We start from the raw sequence: 18,119 nt of genomic DNA on the forward strand, positions 1-18,119 counted from the left end.
CGGTAATTAAAATTATAATGAGATTACTTGAGCAAATGGTTGTTCCAAAATATTTGCGAAAAGCTTGCTAGAGGAGTGTAGAAGTTGGGAATAAGAGATATCCCTCTTAGAGAAAAAAGTATTATTTTTATTGGTTTTATGGGTGTAGGCAAAACAACCATTGGAAGTGAAGTGGCCAAAAAACTATATCGTGATTTTTATGATGTCGATGCAGAAATAGAAAAAGAATACGGGATGTCTGTAAGGGAAATATTTGCAACCTTCGGTGAAGAGGAGTTTCGTAAGAAGGAAAAGGAAATGATATTCATGCTATGCGAACAGCGCTTAAACATCGTTTCATTAGGTGGGGGAGCTTTTTTGCAAGAGGATATTAAAGAATGCTGTTTAAAAGAGGGAATCGTATTTTTCCTAGATTTATCATGGGACTCTTGGAAGGATAGAATTAGCTTGCTCATTGATAGCCGACCAGTGTTACAAGGACGGACGATAGAAGAAATTGAACAGCTTTTTTATGATAGACAGGAAATCTATTCAGTCCATCATTCAAGAGTGCAAACAGATCATCTTGAAATCGAAGAATTGGCTAATTATATTGTGGACTCCATTAAACTAGCTTGGGATTTATATGAACCACAGAAATAGCACAAAAGGAGTGATTACCTCGTTGAGAATAAGACTTATAAAAGCGATTCCCAATATGTTTACACTCGGGAACTTATATTGCGGTTTTTTATCAATTGGATTTGCATCATATGGCGAGTATAAAAATGCGGCAATCCTTATTTTAATCGGGATGATGTTAGATAGTATGGATGGTCGTTTGGCAAGAATGTTAAAAGCAGATAGCACATTAGGAAAAGAATTAGATTCATTAGCGGATATTGTATCATTCGGTGTAGCACCATCTTTTTTAGTGTATTATACATACTTTCATCAATTTGGTTTAATTGGTTTACTCATTGCAGGATTGTTTCCGCTGTTCGGTGCCTATCGCCTAGCCCGTTTTAATATAAGCACGGATAAATCCTCACTCAATTATTTTATTGGTGTTCCAATAACTGCGGCTGGTGGAATTCTTGCTCTCTTGACTTTATTTGGGGGCAGATTACCTGATATTATTACAACAGTAGTATATACAGCACTTTGTTTTCTAATGGTCAGCAGAATTCGAATTCCTAGTCTAAAGGAAGTTCCACTACCTAAATATGGAACCATTGTCACAATCTTTTTAGGTTGCCTTCTCTATGTTATATACAAAGGAACATATGGAAAGTTTCCTTATTTAATTTATATTGCTGCACCTTTATATGTAGCGTATTTAGCGTACCGCTTTGTTAAGGGTAGACATAAAAAAGATATTGAATAAATTTTAACCAACTCTCATGATATGAAGGAGTTGGTTTTTTTTATCTATCTTTTTCTTGACAACAAAATGAAGGCTAATTATAGTTAATCTTATGTATAGTTAAACAGTTGAACAATTAAAGAGTTTAAGTATTAGGAGGTGATGAACCAAATGTCTAATGAAGACATTCAGAAATTAGTTGATCGATATGTAGATGTTTCTTTTTCAGTGACTAAAAAAGCGGAAGCATTAATTACAGAGCAGTTAGGAAGTAATTTAACCCATGATCAACTCTATATATTAAGGTATATAAATCGAGTAGGTTCATGTACTTCAACCGCTCTTTCAGATGAATTTGAAGTGAAAAAAAGTGCAATTACAGCGATAATCAACCGACTTTGGGAAAAAGGTTTCATTCTGAGGACTAGAGATGAAAAGGACCGTCGAGTTGTCTACTTAGCTCTGACAGAAAAAGGTGAAGATTTATTTTGGAAAATTGACGAAAGAATTCATCATTTAGTTCAAGGGCTAATTTCTCAGTTTGAACCATCTGAAATTGTACAGTTTATTGAAACATATGAGAAGCTAAATCATGTTTTAATTGACTTAAAGAATAAAAGTTAGAACTTCATTTAACATAACTGACTGATTGATGGGGGAAGGAATATGAATTTTATTATTAAAAATAAATGGTTAGTCCTGATCGTGTGGATTATTGTTGCTGTTGGTTTATTTTTTGCAGCACCAAATATGAGTGATCTTGTACGGGAAAAAGGGCAATTAAAAGTGCCTGATGAGTACTCATCCGCCCAAGCTGGGAAGATTATGCAGGAGGTTCAAGATCAGGAAGGTGGAGAAAAAGAAACAACGGTAGCATTGGTATTTCATAATGAAGATCAATTAACGAATGAAGATATAAAAGAAGCAGAGAGAGCGATACGCATTCTTGAAAACAAGAAAGAAGAGCTTAGTATTACGAATATCTTAACTCATTTTAATGAGGATCTTCTTAAAACGCAGCTTGTATCAGAGGATGGGAAAGCCATTCTTGCATCCATTAGTCTGAAGTGGGAGGATCGAGAGCAAAAAGAAGTTAAGGAAGCTTTGTATCATACGTTAAATGATGTAAAAGTGGATCATTACTTTACAAGTGAATGGCTCATCAATGAAGATTTAGTAAATAGCTCCCAAGAGGGATTAAAGAAGACAGAAGGGATCACAGTTGTTTTCATATTATTGGTGCTACTCCTTGTCTTTAAATCATTTATTGCACCAGTTATCCCATTGGTTACAGTTGGCTTTACTTATTTAACGTCCCAATCGATCGTTTCTTTTTTGGTGGACCAAGTGGATTTTCCAATTTCCACCTATACACAGATTTTCTTGGTAGCGATTCTTTTTGGAATTGGGACCGATTATTGTATTCTCTTACTAAGTCGATTTAAGGAAGAATTATCGCAAAAAGAAACGGTTGCAGAAGCAATTGTTGAAACGTATCGGAATGCTGGAAGAACCGTTCTGTTTAGTGGGATTGCTGTAATGATTGGTTTTGCCGCAATTGGTTTTTCCCAATTCATCTTATATCAATCTGCCGCTGCTGTTGCGGTAGGGGTTGCAATTTTACTATTGGCTCTCTTTACGATTGTTCCGTTTTTCATGGCAGTGCTTGGAGGCAAGCTTTTTTGGCCATCAAAGAGTAAAGGGGAGCATGCTGATAGTAAACTTTGGGCATTGGCAGGGAAATTCTCTCTTGGAAGACCGTTCGTCTCTTTACTTCTTGTTGCTATTATTTGTGTTCCATTTTTAATGACCTATGATGGAGAATTATCCTTTGACTCTATGGAAGAAATAAGTGGTGAAGTGGGCTCTATTCAGGCTTTTGATGTAATCGCCGATAGCTTTAGTCCAGGCGAAGCAATGCCAACAAACATTGTCATCAAGAATGATGAAGCGATGGATTCTGTTGAGTATATTGCACTTGTGGATCAAATAACGAAAGAATTAGAAAAGATTGAATTGGTACAAACGGTTCGTTCCGTTACGATGCCAACAGGAGAACCAATTGAGGACTTTCTTGTGGCAAAACAAGCAGAAACACTTGGAGAAGGGCTTGGAACTGGAAAAGAAGGGATTTTGAAAATCAGTGACGGTTTACAGGATGCAAGTCAGGAATTATCAAAATCTGAACCAGAACTGAACAAGGCAACAGATGGGATAAATGAATTGATTTCAGGTACAGGTCAACTTCAAGAAGGTTTCACAGAGATCCAAACAAATTTGGCGAAAATAGAAGATGGTATTCGTCAAGGATCAGCTGGTTCAACAGAAATTATAAAAGGACTGGAACAAGCAAAATCTGGAGTCGAGCTATTACTTGATAAGTACAGAAGTGAGCTTTTAGCAAACTATGATTTGATAGGGGACAATATTTCACAACTAAGCTCTGGTTATCAACAGCTAGGAGCGGCAATTGGAGGGCTAGCTGATACGACCGATTCATTATTTATTTATCTAGACAATCAATATGAAGTCCTTGCTACTGATCCACAGTATCAAGTATTGAAAGGTACGGTAAATGGATATCTTCATGGTATTCCGGATCAACAGTCTGGTTTATTGGATTCTATCAAACAATTAAATGAAGGTCTTTCAGGAATTAATGAAGGGATGGATAAAGCGAATACAGGCTTTGATTTGGCTCTTCAAAAAGGGAGAACTGAACTGGGTACAGGTCTTCAACAATTGCTGGAAGGAATTGAAGCTCAACAAGCCGGATTAAACAAGTTGGCTGATGGTCAAGATATGATTGTGGGAAATCTACCGCAGCTGACACAAGGGATCGTGAGTGTAAATGATGGACAAAAGCAACTCCTTGATGGCTTTGGGGATCTTGGTGAACAATTATCGCTTCTAACGGAGGGGCTCGATCAAAGTGCAGATGGGCTTTATCAAGTATCGGAAGGATTAGGTTCTGCCCAGGATTATCTTTCTGGATTATCAGAAGCAGGAGAAATGAGTGGGTTGTACCTTCCTGCTGAAGTACTAAAAAGTGACGATTTTATTCAAGTACTAGATACGTATATGTCAGAAGATCGAAAAGTAATGACGATGGATGTCATTTTTGATGCCAGTCCATATTCGAACGAAGCGATTGCTCAAGTAGATGAAATGAGCGAAGCAGTTGAGCGCGCAACGAAGGGAACGAAGTTAGAAAATGCGAAAGTGGCAATAGGTGGAATTACAAGTACTAATGCTGATTTAAGTACAATGTCTGGAAAAGATTATTCTAGAACAGTGGTATATATGTTAATAGGTATTGCCATTATCTTAGTCTTTCTTTTCCGTTCGTTAATCATGCCTCTTTATATCATTGGTTCATTAATTCTCACATATTTTACATCAATGGCGATAAATGAAGTGCTATTTGTCAATATATTAGGATATGGTGGTATAAGCTGGGCTGTTCCGTTCTTTGCCTTCGTCATTCTAGTTGCTCTTGGGGTAGACTATAGTATATTTTTAATGGATCGCTTCAATGAGTATAAAGACTTATTGATTAGTCAAGCAATGTTTATGGCTATGAAAAAGATGGGGACAGTTATCATTTCAGCTGCTATCATATTAGGAGGTACATTTGCAGCAATGATTCCTTCTGGTATGCTGTCATTAGTACAAATCGCATCCATTACCATTGTCGGATTATTATTGTATGCTTTTGTTGTGTTACCTCTGTTTATTCCAGTAATGGTGAAAAACTTCGGAGAAGCAAACTGGTGGCCATTTAAAAGAGTATAAATAGTATGAAGCACGAAAATACTCGTGCTTCATTTTTATGTTGTATAGAAAATATTTCGAATTCTAAAATAATATGACTTAAGAATGAAAAAAACTCTTGATACAAAGAAACTGAAGGTATATGATAAGAGAAAATCTTTTTTAAGATACAGATAATTTAAAAAAATTATTGTGCATTCTCATATCTTATGGAATGAAGTTGGAACAACATTTTTTAAAAAAGGAAGGGACCCAAATGGAATATTTATTCTCAGAGCAAACTAAACACTTTAAATCATCAGCTGTACGAGATATTTTAAGTGTCATACAACAAGGAAATGTCATATCTTTTGCAGGAGGACTACCATCTGATGATTACTTCCCGATTGAAGCCGTACAAAATGCATATGAAAAAGTGTTTGCTTCTGGAAAATCAGCACTACAATATGGCTTAACAGAAGGTTTTACGCCACTAAGAGAGTCTGTACAAACTGTAATGGCACAAAAAGGAATTCAGTCAACAGTCGAGAAGATCTTATTAACAACGGGTTCCCAGCAAGTTATTGACTTATTTTCAAGAATCATGCTTGCAGAAGGTGATGTTGTTCTAACAGAAGATCCTACATATTTGGCTGCTCTGCAAGTATTTCGTTCCTACGGAGCTAAGGTGGTTGCTGTACAGGGTGACGAAAAGGGTATGGATCCGCAAGATTTAGAAGAAAAAATGCGGATTTACCAACCTAAATTCGTCTATATTGTACCAACATTTTCAAATCCAGAAGCAAAAATTTGGAGCGAAGAGAGACGTCAAAAATTAGTGGAACTATGTTATCAGTATAATGTTTTAACACTAGAAGATGATCCATATGGAGAATTAAATTTCACCAATGATACATTCCGTCCAATTGCTTCTTTTGATGAAAAGGAAAGCCATATTCTTTATACAAGTACCTTTTCAAAAACGGTTGTTCCTGGATTGAGAACAGGTTGGGTGACTGGTCCAGCTGAAGTTATTGCGATGATGTCACAGGCGAAGCAGATGACTGATTTACATTCTAGTTCCATAGACCAACAGGCTCTATATTTCATTATGAGGGATTTTGATTTGCAAAATCATATTGAAACATTGAGGAAAGAATATTATTTCCGTATGACCATTATGAGGGATTATCTAAATAAACTTGACCGTGGCTTATTTAAATGGGAGGAGCCAAAAGGTGGCATGTTCATGTGGATTGAAGGGGACGAGAATCTGGATGCGACCAACCTTTTAGCTGAAGCGGTTAAAAATGGAGTTGCGTATGTACCAGGTACACCTTTCTATGTAAATGAGCCAAAGCTAAATACATTCCGCTTAAATTTCAGTCACTCTACTCCGGAAAATATTAAACTTGGTATGGACCGCCTTGTTTCTGTATTAACGAAACAAGTGACGGTTTAATGAAGAAGAGTCAGTGAATATTCGCTGACTCTTTTTAGTAGGTTATTATTTTTAAAAAGTATTATAAATATTTTCACATTCTTCTGCTGTTGGTTCATAAAAACAGTGTAGTTTGAATCTACCTACAAGCGGTTGGTTATACCACTGAGGCGGGCAATCTCCTGGAGGTCTAAAATACCACAAACTAAATTTAGACGGCCATACACGTTCGCCAGCTATTACTCGCCGTGCTAATTTTCTTTCGACCTCTCTTGCAGGCTGATAAAAATACCCTTTTTGTGTAGCTTCGAAAGCGTGTGGTTGATGGATCATTTCTGAAATCGTGCGAATTCCTTCAAAATCAGAACAATTTCCTCTTATACGATTTATTCCTACATTTCCAACCATGAGCATCCCATCTTGACCTTCTCCTTCAGCTTCTGCTCTAAGCAGTCTTGCTAACAAATCAATATCTGCATTTGTTGCCTTCACAACTGCCATTACTTCACCCCCTGGTAGTGTTCATACACCTATCGTATTCTAACTTTAAGTGATGTTTCTTCAAAAATAGGGATTAATCTAGAAACTTATGAATGATGAAATGAGTGGAAAATTTAAAATAAATTTACAATAGAAGCTATTCTTTTTATTAATGATAATAGTACAATGAAAATATAGATAAGTAATTTCCTTTATCAGGAAAAAACGAGGGGACTTATAAATGGTGGCTTTAACAAATCATTTAATTGTTATTTCATTGGATTGTTTATCTGCTAAGGACTATCCAATCATAAAAAAATTGCCAAATTTCAAAAAGATTCTAAAACATGGTTCATTTGTACGAGAAGTGGAGACCATTTATCCTTCTTTAACATATCCTTGCCACACAACGATTGTCACAGGAAAGTTTCCTAAAAATCATGGCATTGTCAATAACACTTTATTGCAACCTGGGAGACATTCTCCTGACTGGAATTGGTTTCGGAGTAAGATAAAAGGGACAACTCTTTATGACGAAGCGTATAAGGCAAATTTAACTACTGCTGCTTTGCTTTGGCCCGTTACAGGAAAAGCAAAATCGATTCAGTATAATTTACCAGAGATTTTTGCAAATCGACCATGGCATCATCAAATTATCGTTTCATTAATGAACGGTACACCCATGTACCAATGGGAATTGAATAAACTTTTTGGCCATATTCGTAATGGAATAAACCAACCTGAGTTAGATGATTTTGTTTTAGAATCAACCGTACATACAATCCGGACGAAACAACCGAATCTATTGCTTGTTCATTTCACTGACCTTGATGCAATGAGACACTACTATGGTGTCAACTCAGAAGAAGCAATAGAAGCACTGCATCGTCATGATGAACGATTAGGTGTTATTCTTGATGCTATTGAAGATAAGGGTAATTATGATGAAACGACCATTGTTGTACTTGGAGATCATGCTGCATTAGATGAAAATAAAGCTGTTAGTGTGAATGTTGCCTTTCGAAACAATGCATTGATCACTGTTAATTCCAATGGGAAGATGACAGATTGGAAAGCCTATTGTAAAGGGTGTGATGGTTCAGCATATATATATTTAAAAGACAGGCATGATAGCGAGACAAAGGAGAAAGTCGAGAAGGTTCTTTATCATTTGATGAAGGAACCAGAAAATGGTATCGAAACCGTGATTACAGGAGAAGATGCTTCTGAATTAGGTGCCGATCCTGAATGTAGTTTTATGCTAGAAGCAGCACTAGGATTTTATTTTATTGAAGACTATCAAGGTGAGTATCTACGTTTCGTCACATTGGAGAACAGACCCGAAAATGCTAAATATATGCTAGCTTCTCATGGCTATTCCCCTGAAAAACTAGAATATAAAACATTTCTTTTCGCTTCTGGTAAAGGGATCCGTTCAAATTCGGAGATACCATTTGCTCGTCTCGTCGATATTGGGCCAACATTAGCAAAATTATTAGATTTAGATTTAGGCAATACAGATGGAAATGTCATTCAAGAGTTATTAGAGGGGGATTAATGTGGAGAAGAAATTGAGCACTCCTGAACAAAGTTGGGCGTTGTATGATTGGGCCAATTCTGCGTATACAATTGTTATTGTTACAGCTATTATGCCATTATATTTTAAGTCTGTTGCGACAGAAGCAGGAATTTCGGCGTCTACATCTACCGCTTATTGGGGTTATGCGAACTCCATTGCTACATTGATTGTTTCGATTCTCGCACCGATATTAGGAACAATTGCTGATTTTAAAGGATTTAAGAAACGCTTTTTTGTATTCTTTACTGCTCTAGGTGTTGTTTTCACCTTATTATTAGCTGTAGTTCCTTCCGATCAATGGTTACTATTATTAATTTTCTTCGTCATCACATCGGTTGGCTTTGCCGGAGCAAATATTTTTTATGATGCCTTCCTTGTGGACGTAACATCAGAGGAGAGAATGAACAAGATTTCGGCTCATGGCTATGCCATTGGCTATATTGGAAGTACCATTCCATTTATAATTTCTATTGCGATTATCCTACTTGCTCAAGAAAGTATCATTCCATTGTCGGTAACGGTAGCTAGTCAAATTGCCTTTGTGATCACGGCACTTTGGTGGGGGCTCTTCACGATTCCAATGTTAAAAAATGTAGAGCAAAAATATTATGTTGAGAGGGTGCCAAATCCTGTTCGAACAAGTTTTAAAAAGTTATTTGGGACAATCAAAAATATCAAAATGTACCGCCCATTATTCCTATTTTTACTAGCGTACTTCTTTTATATTGATGGGGTTCACACCGTCATTAAAATGTCTACAGCGTATGGCTCTGATTTAGGAATTGGTTCCTCAACACTACTTATTGTTTTATTCGTTACACAAGTTGTGGCAGCTCCATTTACGGTTCTATTTGGGAAGTTTGGAACCAAATATGGGGACAAGAAAATGATTATGGTTGGTATACTGATTTACATCTTTATTTGTTGTTATGCATTCTTTTTAGATTCTGCTTTAGATTTCTGGATTTTAGCAATGCTAGTTGGTACAGCTCAAGGTGGAATCCAGTCATTAAGTCGTTCCTATTTTGCAAAACTTGTACCTAAAGAGTCTTCAAACGAATTCTTTGGATTCTATAGTATTTTTGGGAAATTTGCTGCGGTGGCAGGACCTGTTCTACTAGGGGTAACTGCTCAAATTACTGGAAACACGAGCTTTGGAGTGTTTAGTCTCGTCGTCTTGTTTATTATTGGAGCGATTATTCTCCTACGAGTACCTAACCCAGATGAAGTGACGTTGGATCAAGGGATAGGAAAATAATTTTGAAAGGAGCTTGGGAGATTTCCCTAGCTCCTTTCCCATAAGATATTTTATGATAAACATCGAAAGGATTGAAAAACTTGACATATGTAATTAGGGAATCTCAAATAGATGATGTGAAACAAATTCAAGAGATTGCTAGAAAAAGTTGGCATGCAACGTATGAAGGCATCATTCCTTTAGAGATTCAAAATCAATTTTTAAGTTCTGCTTATAATGAGGAGATGTTGCAAAGACGTATTTCCCATTCTCTTTTTCTAGTAGCTGAAGAAAAAGAGAAAATCATAGGTTTTGCTAACTTTTCTCCAGTAAAAGCTGAAGGAGAAATGGAATTAGGAGCTATTTATCTTACACCTGAACACCAAGGAAAAGGGGTTGGTGGTGCTCTACTCCATAAGGGTGTGGAATTATCTCCAGATGCTAGGAAAGTCTTTATTAATGTGGAAATGGATAATCAGATTGGGAAGAGGTTTTACGAGGCAAAAGGTTTTAAAGTGATCTCAGAATTTGATGAGAACTTTGATGGACATGTATTAAAAACAGTGCGAATGATGTTAGTGTTGTAGTCCCAAGAAACAGGAAGTGAAAAAATGGACAAATTGGAAAGAAAGAGCTGGAATGAAAATCATAAAAAATTGAAAGAGATTATAGTAAATCCTGCTGAATCTGTATTTGCTACTGAGCTGTTTTTAACACAACATGGGTTGTTACATAACTCAGCAATTAGTAATAGCTCCAAAGAGACACTTGAAGATGCCCTTATAAAGGATTTAGACGAAGTGACCTTTAGGAAGTATCCAGTATCAACACCGGATACGAAAAATTCAATTGCGTGGCATTTATGGCATATTACTAGAATTGAAGATATGACTATGAATATATTGGTAGCCAATAGAAGCCAAGTTTTACATAGGGGAAAATGGTTAGCGAAAATGAATGTCTCTTATCCCCATTCGGGAAATGATATGGTAGATGAGGATATTGCTAAGCTAAGTGCAAATATTGACTTTGAATCATTACTAGCATACAGAGAAGCTGTAGGAAGGGAAACTCGATATATTGTTGCATCACTAAAGCCGGAACAATTAATAATGGAAATAGATAAAGAGAGGATAGAGCAACTATTTCTGGAGGATGCTGTTCAGAAACAATCTGAATGGTTAGCCCAATATTGGGGTAAAAAAACGGTTGCCGGATTAATTCTCATGCCAGCAACGAGACATATTTTTTTGCATTTGAATAAATGCCATAGAATAAAGAATAAACACCAAAGAGAGTGAAGAAAGAGGCTGGGTCAAATAGTTGGTGGTAACGACTTTTTGATTCTAGTTTGGAGTGTATAAATTCCCTCAACTTGTGGATAAAGTGTTCGTATAAACAGTTGGAGTATCGGTATGAAAAAATAACAGGAATAATTCCGCTTAATGAGCAACCATCATGAAAAAGAGCCGAAATAACAGGAAAAATTCCTGCTATTCCCTCAAAAAATGCCAAAATAAACGATTTTGCTCTCCATAAGCGGAAAATCTTCCGTTATTTCCCCTAAAAGGGACTCCATTGAAAAGATAACAGGAAAAATTCCGCTTAAGGGTGAGAGATGGTTGGAGCAAAATAGGGTCTTATAGTAGAAATTTAGACAAAGCAGAAATCGATTGGATTCTTGAAGGTTAATTTGCGTTTCCCTCGATTTTCTGTACGAGGAAAATCGAAGGTAGAAAACGAAATGGGTCTTGCGTTAATGGCAAAATTAATAGACAAAAATAGAGAAAGGTGAAGCTAGTTATGTCCCAGCCTCTTTCTCTAATATTAAAAAATCTTCAATTTACCAATCCGATTAATGGCTTCGACAAGGCGTTCTTCATCAACAAGGAGACCGACACGCACATATCCTTCGCCATATTTACCGAAGCCATTACCTGAAGCTACTACAACGTCAGCTTTATCAAGGAGAAGATCCGCAAATTGTTCACTTGTGTAACCTGCTGGAACAGGCAACCATGCAAAAAAGGAACCTGCAGGGGCTTCGACCTTCCAGCCAATTTCAAGACATGCTTCAATCAAAGCATTTCGCCGATTTTCATAGCGTGAGACTAGCTTGTCCACACAATTTTGTTCCTCAGTTAAAGCGGCAACAGCTGCCTTTTGAATGGCAGGAAATAGACTTACATAGAGATGATCATGAATCAGATTTAATGCTTCAATAATTTGAGCATTCCCAACAGCAAAGCCAACACGCCAGCCAGCCATATTATAAGTTTTTGATAATGTATACATTTCAACCCCAATATCCTTTGCACCTTCTGCCTGCAGAAAACTGATTGGTTTTTTGCCATCAAAACCAATTGCTCCATAGGCAAAGTCATGAAGAATCGTGATTTCATTTTCTTTGGCAAAGCGAACTGTTTCTTCAAAAAAATTCAGATCAGCAGTAGCCCCAGTAGGGTTATTCGGATAATTTAAATACATCAGCTTTGCTGCATCAGTCTGCTCTTTCGGAATGGACTGGAAATCAGGTAAGAAATGATTCTCTGCCTGAAGTGGAACTAGCTCATGAGCCACGTTTGCGAGTACAGCGCCTGATAGATAATCAGGATATCCCGGGTCAGGGAGAAGCATTAATTCACCCTCATTTAGTAAACAAAGGGGGAGCTCGACAAGCCCGGTTTTGGTGCCAAATAAAATGGCCACCTCTCGATTCGGATCGATTTCAACACCATATTGGGATTGATAGAAGGATGCGGCTGCCTCTCTCAATTCCTGGAGACCACGAAAGGGAGAGTATTTATGCATATTTGGATCCTCGGCTGCCTGTTGAAGCGCTTTAACAATATGTTTTGGGGTCGGTTGGTCTGGATTTCCTTGCCCTAAATTGATGATATCTCTTCCTTCTGCTAGCGCTTGATTTACTTTTTCAACAAGACTAGCAAAAAATTGAACGGGTAGTTTTTTAAGTTTTTCTGAATATTCCATATGTTCCACCTTTAAAAAGTATTTGCGATTTTAAAACAAATTCTATAGTCTTTAATTAAAAATGTCTAGAGGGAGGTTACTATGAAAATTGCATGTGTGCAAATGAATATTGAATTTGGAGAACCAGAAAAAAACTATCAAGCTGTGGAGCATTTTATAGACGAGGCGGCAAGTATGGGTACTGACACGATTGTTTTACCTGAGATGTGGAATACAGGATATGCCTTAACGGAACTTAATAGATTAGCAGACGAAAATGGGGAAAAAACAAAAGCATTATTACAAGAACTTGCTCGTAAACATCGTGTAAACATTGTCGCTGGTTCTGTTTCAACGAGACGAAACGGTAAATTCTATAATACGATGTATGTTGTTAGAAAAGATGGGGAGCATGCCGCCGAATATGATAAAGCTCATTTATTTAAGCTTATGGATGAACACCTTTATATGGAGCCTGGTCAAAAGCAGAATCGGTTTGCTTTAGATGGGATTGAATGTGCAGGAGTTATTTGTTATGATTTACGATTCCCTGAATGGATTCGAGCCCATGTTTTGGATGGGGCGAAAGTCATTTTTATTCCTGCTGAGTGGCCGAAAAAAAGAATTGATCATTGGCAATTATTACTTCAGGCAAGAGCGATTGAAAATCAATGTTATATTGTCGCTGTAAACCGTGTCGGAAACGATCCGAACAATGAATTTAATGGTCATTCCATGGTCATTGCCCCATGGGGAGAACTTCTCGTTGCAAATGCGGAAAAAGAAGGCATCTACTATGCAGAGATTGATATAGAGCAAGTCGAAGATGTCCGTCAAAGGATTCCTATTTTTCAAGACCGAAGAGAGGAATTATATGATCGAAAAAATTAAATTTCTTTACGATAACTGATGTAGTCAATATGTAAGCGCCTTTCATAAAAGTAGAGTGTAAATTTACTATTGACAGATAATTTTTTGCCTAGTATTATCTAAATTACAATCCAATTTATAATTTTCAAACTTATCCAGAGTGACCGAGGGACATGGCCCTATGACGTCCGGCAACCCCCTTATTTATGGGAAGGTGCCAATTCCTGCAGAATGATTTTCATTCTGAAAGATAAGTCGAGATATAGTATTTCGATGCGTCTTTCAGTTGAAGGGCGCATTTTTATTTTTAGAAAAATGAGGTTTATGTATGATACAAATTCAAAATCTTTCGAAGATATACAAAACGAAAAATGGAGAAGTGAATGGAGTTGACAATGTAACTCTCTCGATTGAAAGAGGAGAGATTTATGGAATCGTCGGATATTCTGGTGCAGGGAAGAGTTCTTTGCTTCGCTGTATTAATTTACTCGAACGACCTACTTCAGGTCATCTGACTGTAGATGGGAAAGATCTTACTTTATTACGGGGTGAAGACCTACGACTAGCCAGATTAAAAATCGGCATGATCTTCCAACATTTCTATTTAATTAGTCAAAAAACAGTCTATGAAAATATTGCGTTTGCCTTAAAGGCAGCCAAAGTACCATCTAAGGAAATGACGATCAGAGTTGAAAAGCTTCTTGAAATGGTTGGTTTATCTGATAAACGCGATGTTTATCCTTCTCAACTCAGTGGTGGTCAAAAACAAAGAGTAGCGATTGCGAGAGCATTAGCCAATAATCCGAAGGTGTTACTTTGTGATGAGGCAACATCTGCCCTTGATCCTACAACGACGAAATCGATCCTAAATTTACTTAAGAAAATCAATCAGGAATTAAATATCACGATTGTTTTAATCACTCATGAAATGAATGTCGTCAAGGAAATCTGTAATCGAATGGCCATTATGCAAGATGGAAGAGTGATAGAAGAAGGAGCTGTTTATAACATCTTTGCTAGTCCGAAAACGGACTTAGCGAAAGAGTTTATTGCCAGTGTTGTTAATTTTGACGTTCCAGATACCATTGCGAATAGCTGTACGGGGCCGATCGTTAAAGTGACGTTCCGAGGGAAAGTAGCTGGAGAAGGGGTCATTTCAGATACTTTACAGCAATTTCAAGTGAAAGGTAACTTTTTACACGGTTCCATCGAGTACATTCAAGAGTTGCCACTAGGGATTTTTGTAATGGAATTAAAAGGTGAAAAGGACGAGATTAAAAAGGCGCTAAGTTATATCCAAGAACGAGACGCACAGGTGGAGGTGTTACAAGATGCTATTTGATTTTGGACACTTCGTGGAGCTTCTACCAGATATTAATACAGCTTTTCTCCAGACGATTTATATGATTTCTATTTCCCTTGCTGTTGCTGTTGTGATAGGTCTTCCAATTGGAATCCTTCTTTATATAACAGATAAGGGCTTGTTTTGGGAAAGTCGAGGCATTCAAAGCGTCTTAGGGTTTATCGTCAATATGGTTCGTTCGATCCCCTTTATCATTCTATTAGTAGCACTTATTCCGCTTACAAAAGCGATTGTTGGCACGACAATTGGTCCAACAGCGGCAAGCGTCTCGCTATCGGTTGCAGCTATTCCGTTTTTTGCCCGAATCGTTGAAACGGCTTTACGTGAAATTGATAAGGGAGTCATTGAAGCCGCGATTGCAGCGGGTGCGACTCCCTGGATGATTATTAAAGATGTTCTTCTTTTAGAAGCGAAGTCAGGAATTATATCTGGAATTACATTAACGTTGATTAGTTTAATCGGGTTTTCGGCTATGGCTGGAACCGTAGGTGGTGGAGGAATTGGAGATTTAGCGATTCGTTTTGGTTATTATCGCTATGATAATACGATTATGATAGCGACAGTCCTCATTCTAATCATACTGGTTCAAGTCATTCAAATCTTTGGTGATTTTATCGCTAAGGTAGTAGATAAAAGATAGCCTCAAATAAAAAATAGATAATAAAGAGAAAGAAGGAAAAATAGGATGAAAAAGTGGTTAACAGCAGGATTAATTTTACTCGTAATCGGATTTTTAGCAGCGTGTGGAGGTAATGATAACAACTCAAGTTCTGAAAGTGAAGAAACAAAAGAAATTACTGTTGGAGCAACTGCAGGTCCATACAGTGATATGTTAAAGAAAGCCATTATTCCAAATCTTGAAGAAAAAGGTTATACCGTTAAGATCATTGAATTCAGCGATTATATTCAACCAAACAATGCACTAGATAATGGAGACATTCAGGCAAATCTTTTCCAACACACGATTTATCTAGAAAACTTTGCGAAAGAAAACAATATGGATTTAACCGCTTTAATTACGGTTCCAACGGCACCGATGGGAATTTACTCTAATACATTCGATTCGATTGAAGATATTACAGATGGAGCAACGATTACGATTCCAAATGACCCTACAAACGCAGCTCGTGCGTTTAATACGCTTCAAGATGAAGGTCTTATAGTACTAGATGAAAACGCAGATCCGTTAACTGTTTCGGAGAAGGATATTGTAGAAAATAAGAAAAATCTTGAATTTCAACCAATAGAAGCAGGACAGCTTCCACGCTCAGTAGAAAGTGCTGACCTTGCAGCCGTTCCAGGAAACTTCGCCCTCGCAGCAGGGATGGATTTATTAAGTGCTCTTGCTTTAGAAAATATGCTCGACTCCTATCGTAATGTTGTGGCTGTGAAAACGGAAAATAAAGACGATCAGCTTGCAAAAGATATTGTAGAAGTTGTTGAATCTGATGCCTTTGAAAAAGTGATTGATGAAGAGTTCCAAGGTTTCGGAAAACCAGAGTGGATGAATTAATCGAGCAAACATTTGACCCGCTCTTTTAAAGAGTGGGTCTTTTAATAGGAGGAGGGACAGTTCATGCAAACTTTTTCCGTGCATGGAGCACCAAGTGAGTACATATTACAGGAAGGTGCATTGAAACTTCTGGAGCAAAAGCTTTTAGAAAGAGGGTTAAAGAAGGTACTAATCGTACATGGGACAAAATCGTGGCAGGCAGCACGGTCCTACTGGCCAACACTTTCAGAAGTAATTTATCATGAGTATACGTATAATGGAGAGTGCTCGTTAGAGGAAATAGAGGAGTTAGCTGAAATCATCCATGAACATAACTATGATGGAGTCGTTGGTGTTGGTGGTGGGAAGGTACTCGATCTGGTGAAAGCAGTATGTGATAAGATGCGCCTTCAAGCTGTATTAATCCCGACCCTTGCGTCTAACTGTTCTCCTTGGACTCCACTAAGTGTTTTGTATGATCAGTCAGGAGCCTTTATTCGATATGACGTTTATCCTGTATGTACGAGCTTAGTTTTAATCGAACCGAAAATTTTACTTCATGCTCCAATAGAGTTGTTTATTGCTGGGATTGGTGACACCCTTGCGAAATGGTATGAAGCAGATGTTCAAATGGGAAATATTCCTAGAAAATCAGTGCCATTACTGATATCTCATTATACAGCAAGACAATGCAAGGAGATTATCGTTGAGCATTCAGTAGGAGCTATTCAAGCCGTACATGAAGGCGTACTAAACGAAGATTTTATCAAAGTGGTTGAGACGATTATTGTTTTTGGAGGGATGGTCGGAGGCTTTGGTGACCATTACGGCCGTATTGCTGGTGCCCATTCAATTCATAATGGATTAACGGTTTTAGAGGAAACTCATCATGTGTTACATGGTGATAAAGTTGCATATGGAATTCTTGTTCAGCTGATATTAGAAGGGAAACAATCTGAAATCGACTACTTACTTCCATTTTATCGTCGTCTTGGTCTACCGAGTTCACTAAAAGAGTTGGGCATACAAGAGGTTACTGATGTAGTGGTTCAAAAGGTCGCAGAAAAAGCGACACTAAAAGAAGAATCTATTCATGTAATGCCAATTGGAATCATTGATGAAAATAGGGTGAAAAAAGCGATTTATGAATTAGAGGGAATAGCTAAGTAATGGGTAATACAAAAACGCTTGTGAATGACAAAGAAAAGGCACTAATGCCATCATCACAAGCGTTTTAGTATTAATCTACCACTTCAATAAATTGTGTGTATATACGGATAAAATACTCTTCTAATAATCGTTCCCACCATAAAAAGTTATAGTGTTTAATTCTACTTTTTGAACTTACTTTCCTTCTTTTTGGAACGAAGATGAGCCATCAAATTGTCAACGGAGTTCTTTGTTGAATTCGTCTCTTCTTCATCAATCTTCATTTCCATAATATCATTGTCTTTGAGTGTCACCTTTAACCATGTTCCTGGCAAAGCTCCATTAGGGAGTTGATCAATCGGCTTCGTAAACTGTTTCTTGATTTCTTCGATTATAATAACAGCAAGATTTTCTTCAAAACGATCAATATAAGCCTTCAT

At 37.3% G+C, this 18,119-nt stretch carries 17 protein-coding genes and 1 riboswitch; of the genes, 14 read left to right on the forward strand and 3 right to left on the reverse strand.

Features of this window, described 5'->3' with window-relative positions; genetic code table 11:
- The first annotated feature begins 138 nt into the window (after window positions 1–138).
- The 5 genes from AA0X71_RS10600 (at window position 139) to AA0X71_RS10620 (ending at window position 6,560) form a co-directional block, all read left to right on the forward strand.
- Window positions 139–642 carry a shikimate kinase gene (locus AA0X71_RS10600; protein WP_413362555.1) on the forward strand — a complete coding sequence of 168 codons (504 nt, stop codon included), beginning with the start codon at window positions 139–141 and terminating at the stop codon, window positions 640–642.
- Between the two features lie 28 nt (window positions 643–670).
- Window positions 671–1,366 (forward strand): CDP-diacylglycerol--serine O-phosphatidyltransferase, encoded by a 696-nt coding sequence (gene pssA, locus AA0X71_RS10605; protein ID WP_413362557.1) that lies wholly within the window; start codon window positions 671–673, stop codon window positions 1,364–1,366.
- Window positions 1,367–1,516: 150 nt separating this feature from the next.
- Window positions 1,517–1,969, forward strand: coding sequence for a MarR family winged helix-turn-helix transcriptional regulator (locus AA0X71_RS10610; RefSeq protein WP_413361896.1), 453 nt, complete (start codon window positions 1,517–1,519; stop codon window positions 1,967–1,969).
- A 42-nt stretch (window positions 1,970–2,011) separates the two neighbouring features.
- Complete coding sequence (locus tag AA0X71_RS10615; RefSeq protein WP_413361898.1) at window positions 2,012–5,140, forward strand: MMPL family transporter; 3,129 nt, start codon at window positions 2,012–2,014, stop codon at window positions 5,138–5,140.
- 235 nt (window positions 5,141–5,375) lie between these two features.
- Window positions 5,376–6,560 carry a PLP-dependent aminotransferase family protein gene (locus tag AA0X71_RS10620; RefSeq protein WP_413361900.1) on the forward strand — a complete coding sequence of 395 codons (1,185 nt, stop codon included), beginning with the start codon at window positions 5,376–5,378 and terminating at the stop codon, window positions 6,558–6,560.
- Between the two features lie 51 nt (window positions 6,561–6,611).
- Here the strand turns inward: AA0X71_RS10620 and AA0X71_RS10625 are convergent, their stop codons facing one another.
- Window positions 6,612–7,040: a cell wall hydrolase gene (locus tag AA0X71_RS10625; protein WP_413361902.1), complete on the reverse strand. Its 429-nt coding sequence runs from the start codon at window positions 7,038–7,040 to the stop codon at window positions 6,612–6,614.
- A 220-nt stretch (window positions 7,041–7,260) separates the two neighbouring features.
- Between AA0X71_RS10625 and AA0X71_RS10630 the strand changes: the two genes are divergently transcribed.
- The 4 genes from AA0X71_RS10630 (at window position 7,261) to AA0X71_RS10645 (ending at window position 11,136) form a co-directional block, all read left to right on the forward strand.
- Window positions 7,261–8,577, forward strand: coding sequence for an alkaline phosphatase family protein (locus AA0X71_RS10630; protein WP_413361904.1), 1,317 nt, complete (start codon window positions 7,261–7,263; stop codon window positions 8,575–8,577).
- A 1-nt stretch (window position 8,578) separates the two neighbouring features.
- Window positions 8,579–9,856, forward strand: coding sequence for an MFS transporter (locus AA0X71_RS10635; RefSeq protein WP_413361906.1), 1,278 nt, complete (start codon window positions 8,579–8,581; stop codon window positions 9,854–9,856).
- A gap of 80 nt (window positions 9,857–9,936) precedes the next feature.
- Window positions 9,937–10,422 carry an N-acetyltransferase family protein gene (locus AA0X71_RS10640; protein ID WP_413361908.1) on the forward strand — a complete coding sequence of 162 codons (486 nt, stop codon included), beginning with the start codon at window positions 9,937–9,939 and terminating at the stop codon, window positions 10,420–10,422.
- A gap of 24 nt (window positions 10,423–10,446) precedes the next feature.
- Window positions 10,447–11,136, forward strand: coding sequence for a DinB family protein (locus tag AA0X71_RS10645; protein WP_413361910.1), 690 nt, complete (start codon window positions 10,447–10,449; stop codon window positions 11,134–11,136).
- Window positions 11,137–11,662: 526 nt separating this feature from the next.
- Here AA0X71_RS10645 and AA0X71_RS10650 read toward each other — a convergent pair.
- A complete protein-coding gene (locus AA0X71_RS10650) occupies window positions 11,663–12,826 on the reverse strand; it encodes a pyridoxal phosphate-dependent aminotransferase (RefSeq protein WP_413361912.1) in 1,164 nt (387 codons plus the stop codon).
- 81 nt (window positions 12,827–12,907) lie between these two features.
- Here AA0X71_RS10650 and AA0X71_RS10655 point away from each other — a divergent pair, with 81 nt between their 5' ends.
- The 5 genes from AA0X71_RS10655 (at window position 12,908) to AA0X71_RS10675 (ending at window position 17,700) form a co-directional block, all read left to right on the forward strand.
- Window positions 12,908–13,696, forward strand: coding sequence for a carbon-nitrogen family hydrolase (locus tag AA0X71_RS10655; RefSeq protein WP_413361914.1), 789 nt, complete (start codon window positions 12,908–12,910; stop codon window positions 13,694–13,696).
- Window positions 13,697–13,823: 127 nt separating this feature from the next.
- Window positions 13,824–13,932: riboswitch (SAM riboswitch) on the forward strand.
- A gap of 71 nt (window positions 13,933–14,003) precedes the next feature.
- Complete coding sequence (locus AA0X71_RS10660) at window positions 14,004–15,017, forward strand: methionine ABC transporter ATP-binding protein (RefSeq protein WP_413361916.1); 1,014 nt, start codon at window positions 14,004–14,006, stop codon at window positions 15,015–15,017.
- Entirely contained in the window at window positions 15,007–15,678 is a 672-nt protein-coding gene (locus AA0X71_RS10665) for a methionine ABC transporter permease (RefSeq protein ID WP_413361918.1), read from the forward strand. The genes AA0X71_RS10660 and AA0X71_RS10665 overlap by 11 nt, the downstream gene beginning before the upstream one ends.
- 45 nt (window positions 15,679–15,723) lie before the next feature.
- Window positions 15,724–16,551: a MetQ/NlpA family ABC transporter substrate-binding protein gene (locus tag AA0X71_RS10670; RefSeq protein WP_413361920.1), complete on the forward strand. Its 828-nt coding sequence runs from the start codon at window positions 15,724–15,726 to the stop codon at window positions 16,549–16,551.
- A 63-nt stretch (window positions 16,552–16,614) separates the two neighbouring features.
- A complete protein-coding gene (locus AA0X71_RS10675) occupies window positions 16,615–17,700 on the forward strand; it encodes an iron-containing alcohol dehydrogenase family protein (protein WP_413361922.1) in 1,086 nt (361 codons plus the stop codon).
- Window positions 17,701–17,861: 161 nt separating this feature from the next.
- Here the strand turns inward: AA0X71_RS10675 and AA0X71_RS10680 are convergent, their stop codons facing one another.
- Entirely contained in the window at window positions 17,862–18,119 is a 258-nt protein-coding gene (locus AA0X71_RS10680; protein WP_413361924.1) for a DUF3006 domain-containing protein, read from the reverse strand.

Origin of the sequence: Robertmurraya phoenicis, from assembly GCF_047302285.1 — a bacterium.
Classification (GTDB): domain Bacteria; phylum Bacillota; class Bacilli; order Bacillales; family Cytobacillaceae; genus Robertmurraya.

What these genes read in the sequence shown, in the direction of transcription:
- AA0X71_RS10600 (WP_413362555.1), top strand. Translation starts at nt 139, where the DNA reads ATGGGTGTAGGCAAAACAACCATTGGAAGTGAAGTGGCCAAAAAACTA.
- AA0X71_RS10610 (WP_413361896.1), top strand. Translation starts at nt 1,517, where the DNA reads ATGTCTAATGAAGACATTCAGAAATTAGTTGATCGATATGTAGATGTT.
- AA0X71_RS10615 (WP_413361898.1), top strand. Translation starts at nt 2,012, where the DNA reads ATGAATTTTATTATTAAAAATAAATGGTTAGTCCTGATCGTGTGGATT.
- AA0X71_RS10620 (WP_413361900.1), top strand. Translation starts at nt 5,376, where the DNA reads ATGGAATATTTATTCTCAGAGCAAACTAAACACTTTAAATCATCAGCT.
- AA0X71_RS10625 (WP_413361902.1), bottom strand. Translation starts at nt 7,040, where the DNA reads ATGGCAGTTGTGAAGGCAACAAATGCAGATATTGATTTGTTAGCAAGA.
- AA0X71_RS10630 (WP_413361904.1), top strand. Translation starts at nt 7,261, where the DNA reads ATGGTGGCTTTAACAAATCATTTAATTGTTATTTCATTGGATTGTTTA.
- AA0X71_RS10645 (WP_413361910.1), top strand. Translation starts at nt 10,447, where the DNA reads ATGGACAAATTGGAAAGAAAGAGCTGGAATGAAAATCATAAAAAATTG.
- AA0X71_RS10650 (WP_413361912.1), bottom strand. Translation starts at nt 12,826, where the DNA reads ATGGAATATTCAGAAAAACTTAAAAAACTACCCGTTCAATTTTTTGCT.
- AA0X71_RS10655 (WP_413361914.1), top strand. Translation starts at nt 12,908, where the DNA reads ATGAAAATTGCATGTGTGCAAATGAATATTGAATTTGGAGAACCAGAA.
- AA0X71_RS10660 (WP_413361916.1), top strand. Translation starts at nt 14,004, where the DNA reads ATGATACAAATTCAAAATCTTTCGAAGATATACAAAACGAAAAATGGA.
- AA0X71_RS10665 (WP_413361918.1), top strand. Translation starts at nt 15,007, where the DNA reads ATGCTATTTGATTTTGGACACTTCGTGGAGCTTCTACCAGATATTAAT.
- AA0X71_RS10670 (WP_413361920.1), top strand. Translation starts at nt 15,724, where the DNA reads ATGAAAAAGTGGTTAACAGCAGGATTAATTTTACTCGTAATCGGATTT.
- AA0X71_RS10675 (WP_413361922.1), top strand. Translation starts at nt 16,615, where the DNA reads ATGCAAACTTTTTCCGTGCATGGAGCACCAAGTGAGTACATATTACAG.
- AA0X71_RS10680 (WP_413361924.1), bottom strand. Translation starts at nt 18,119, where the DNA reads ATGAAGGCTTATATTGATCGTTTTGAAGAAAATCTTGCTGTTATTATA.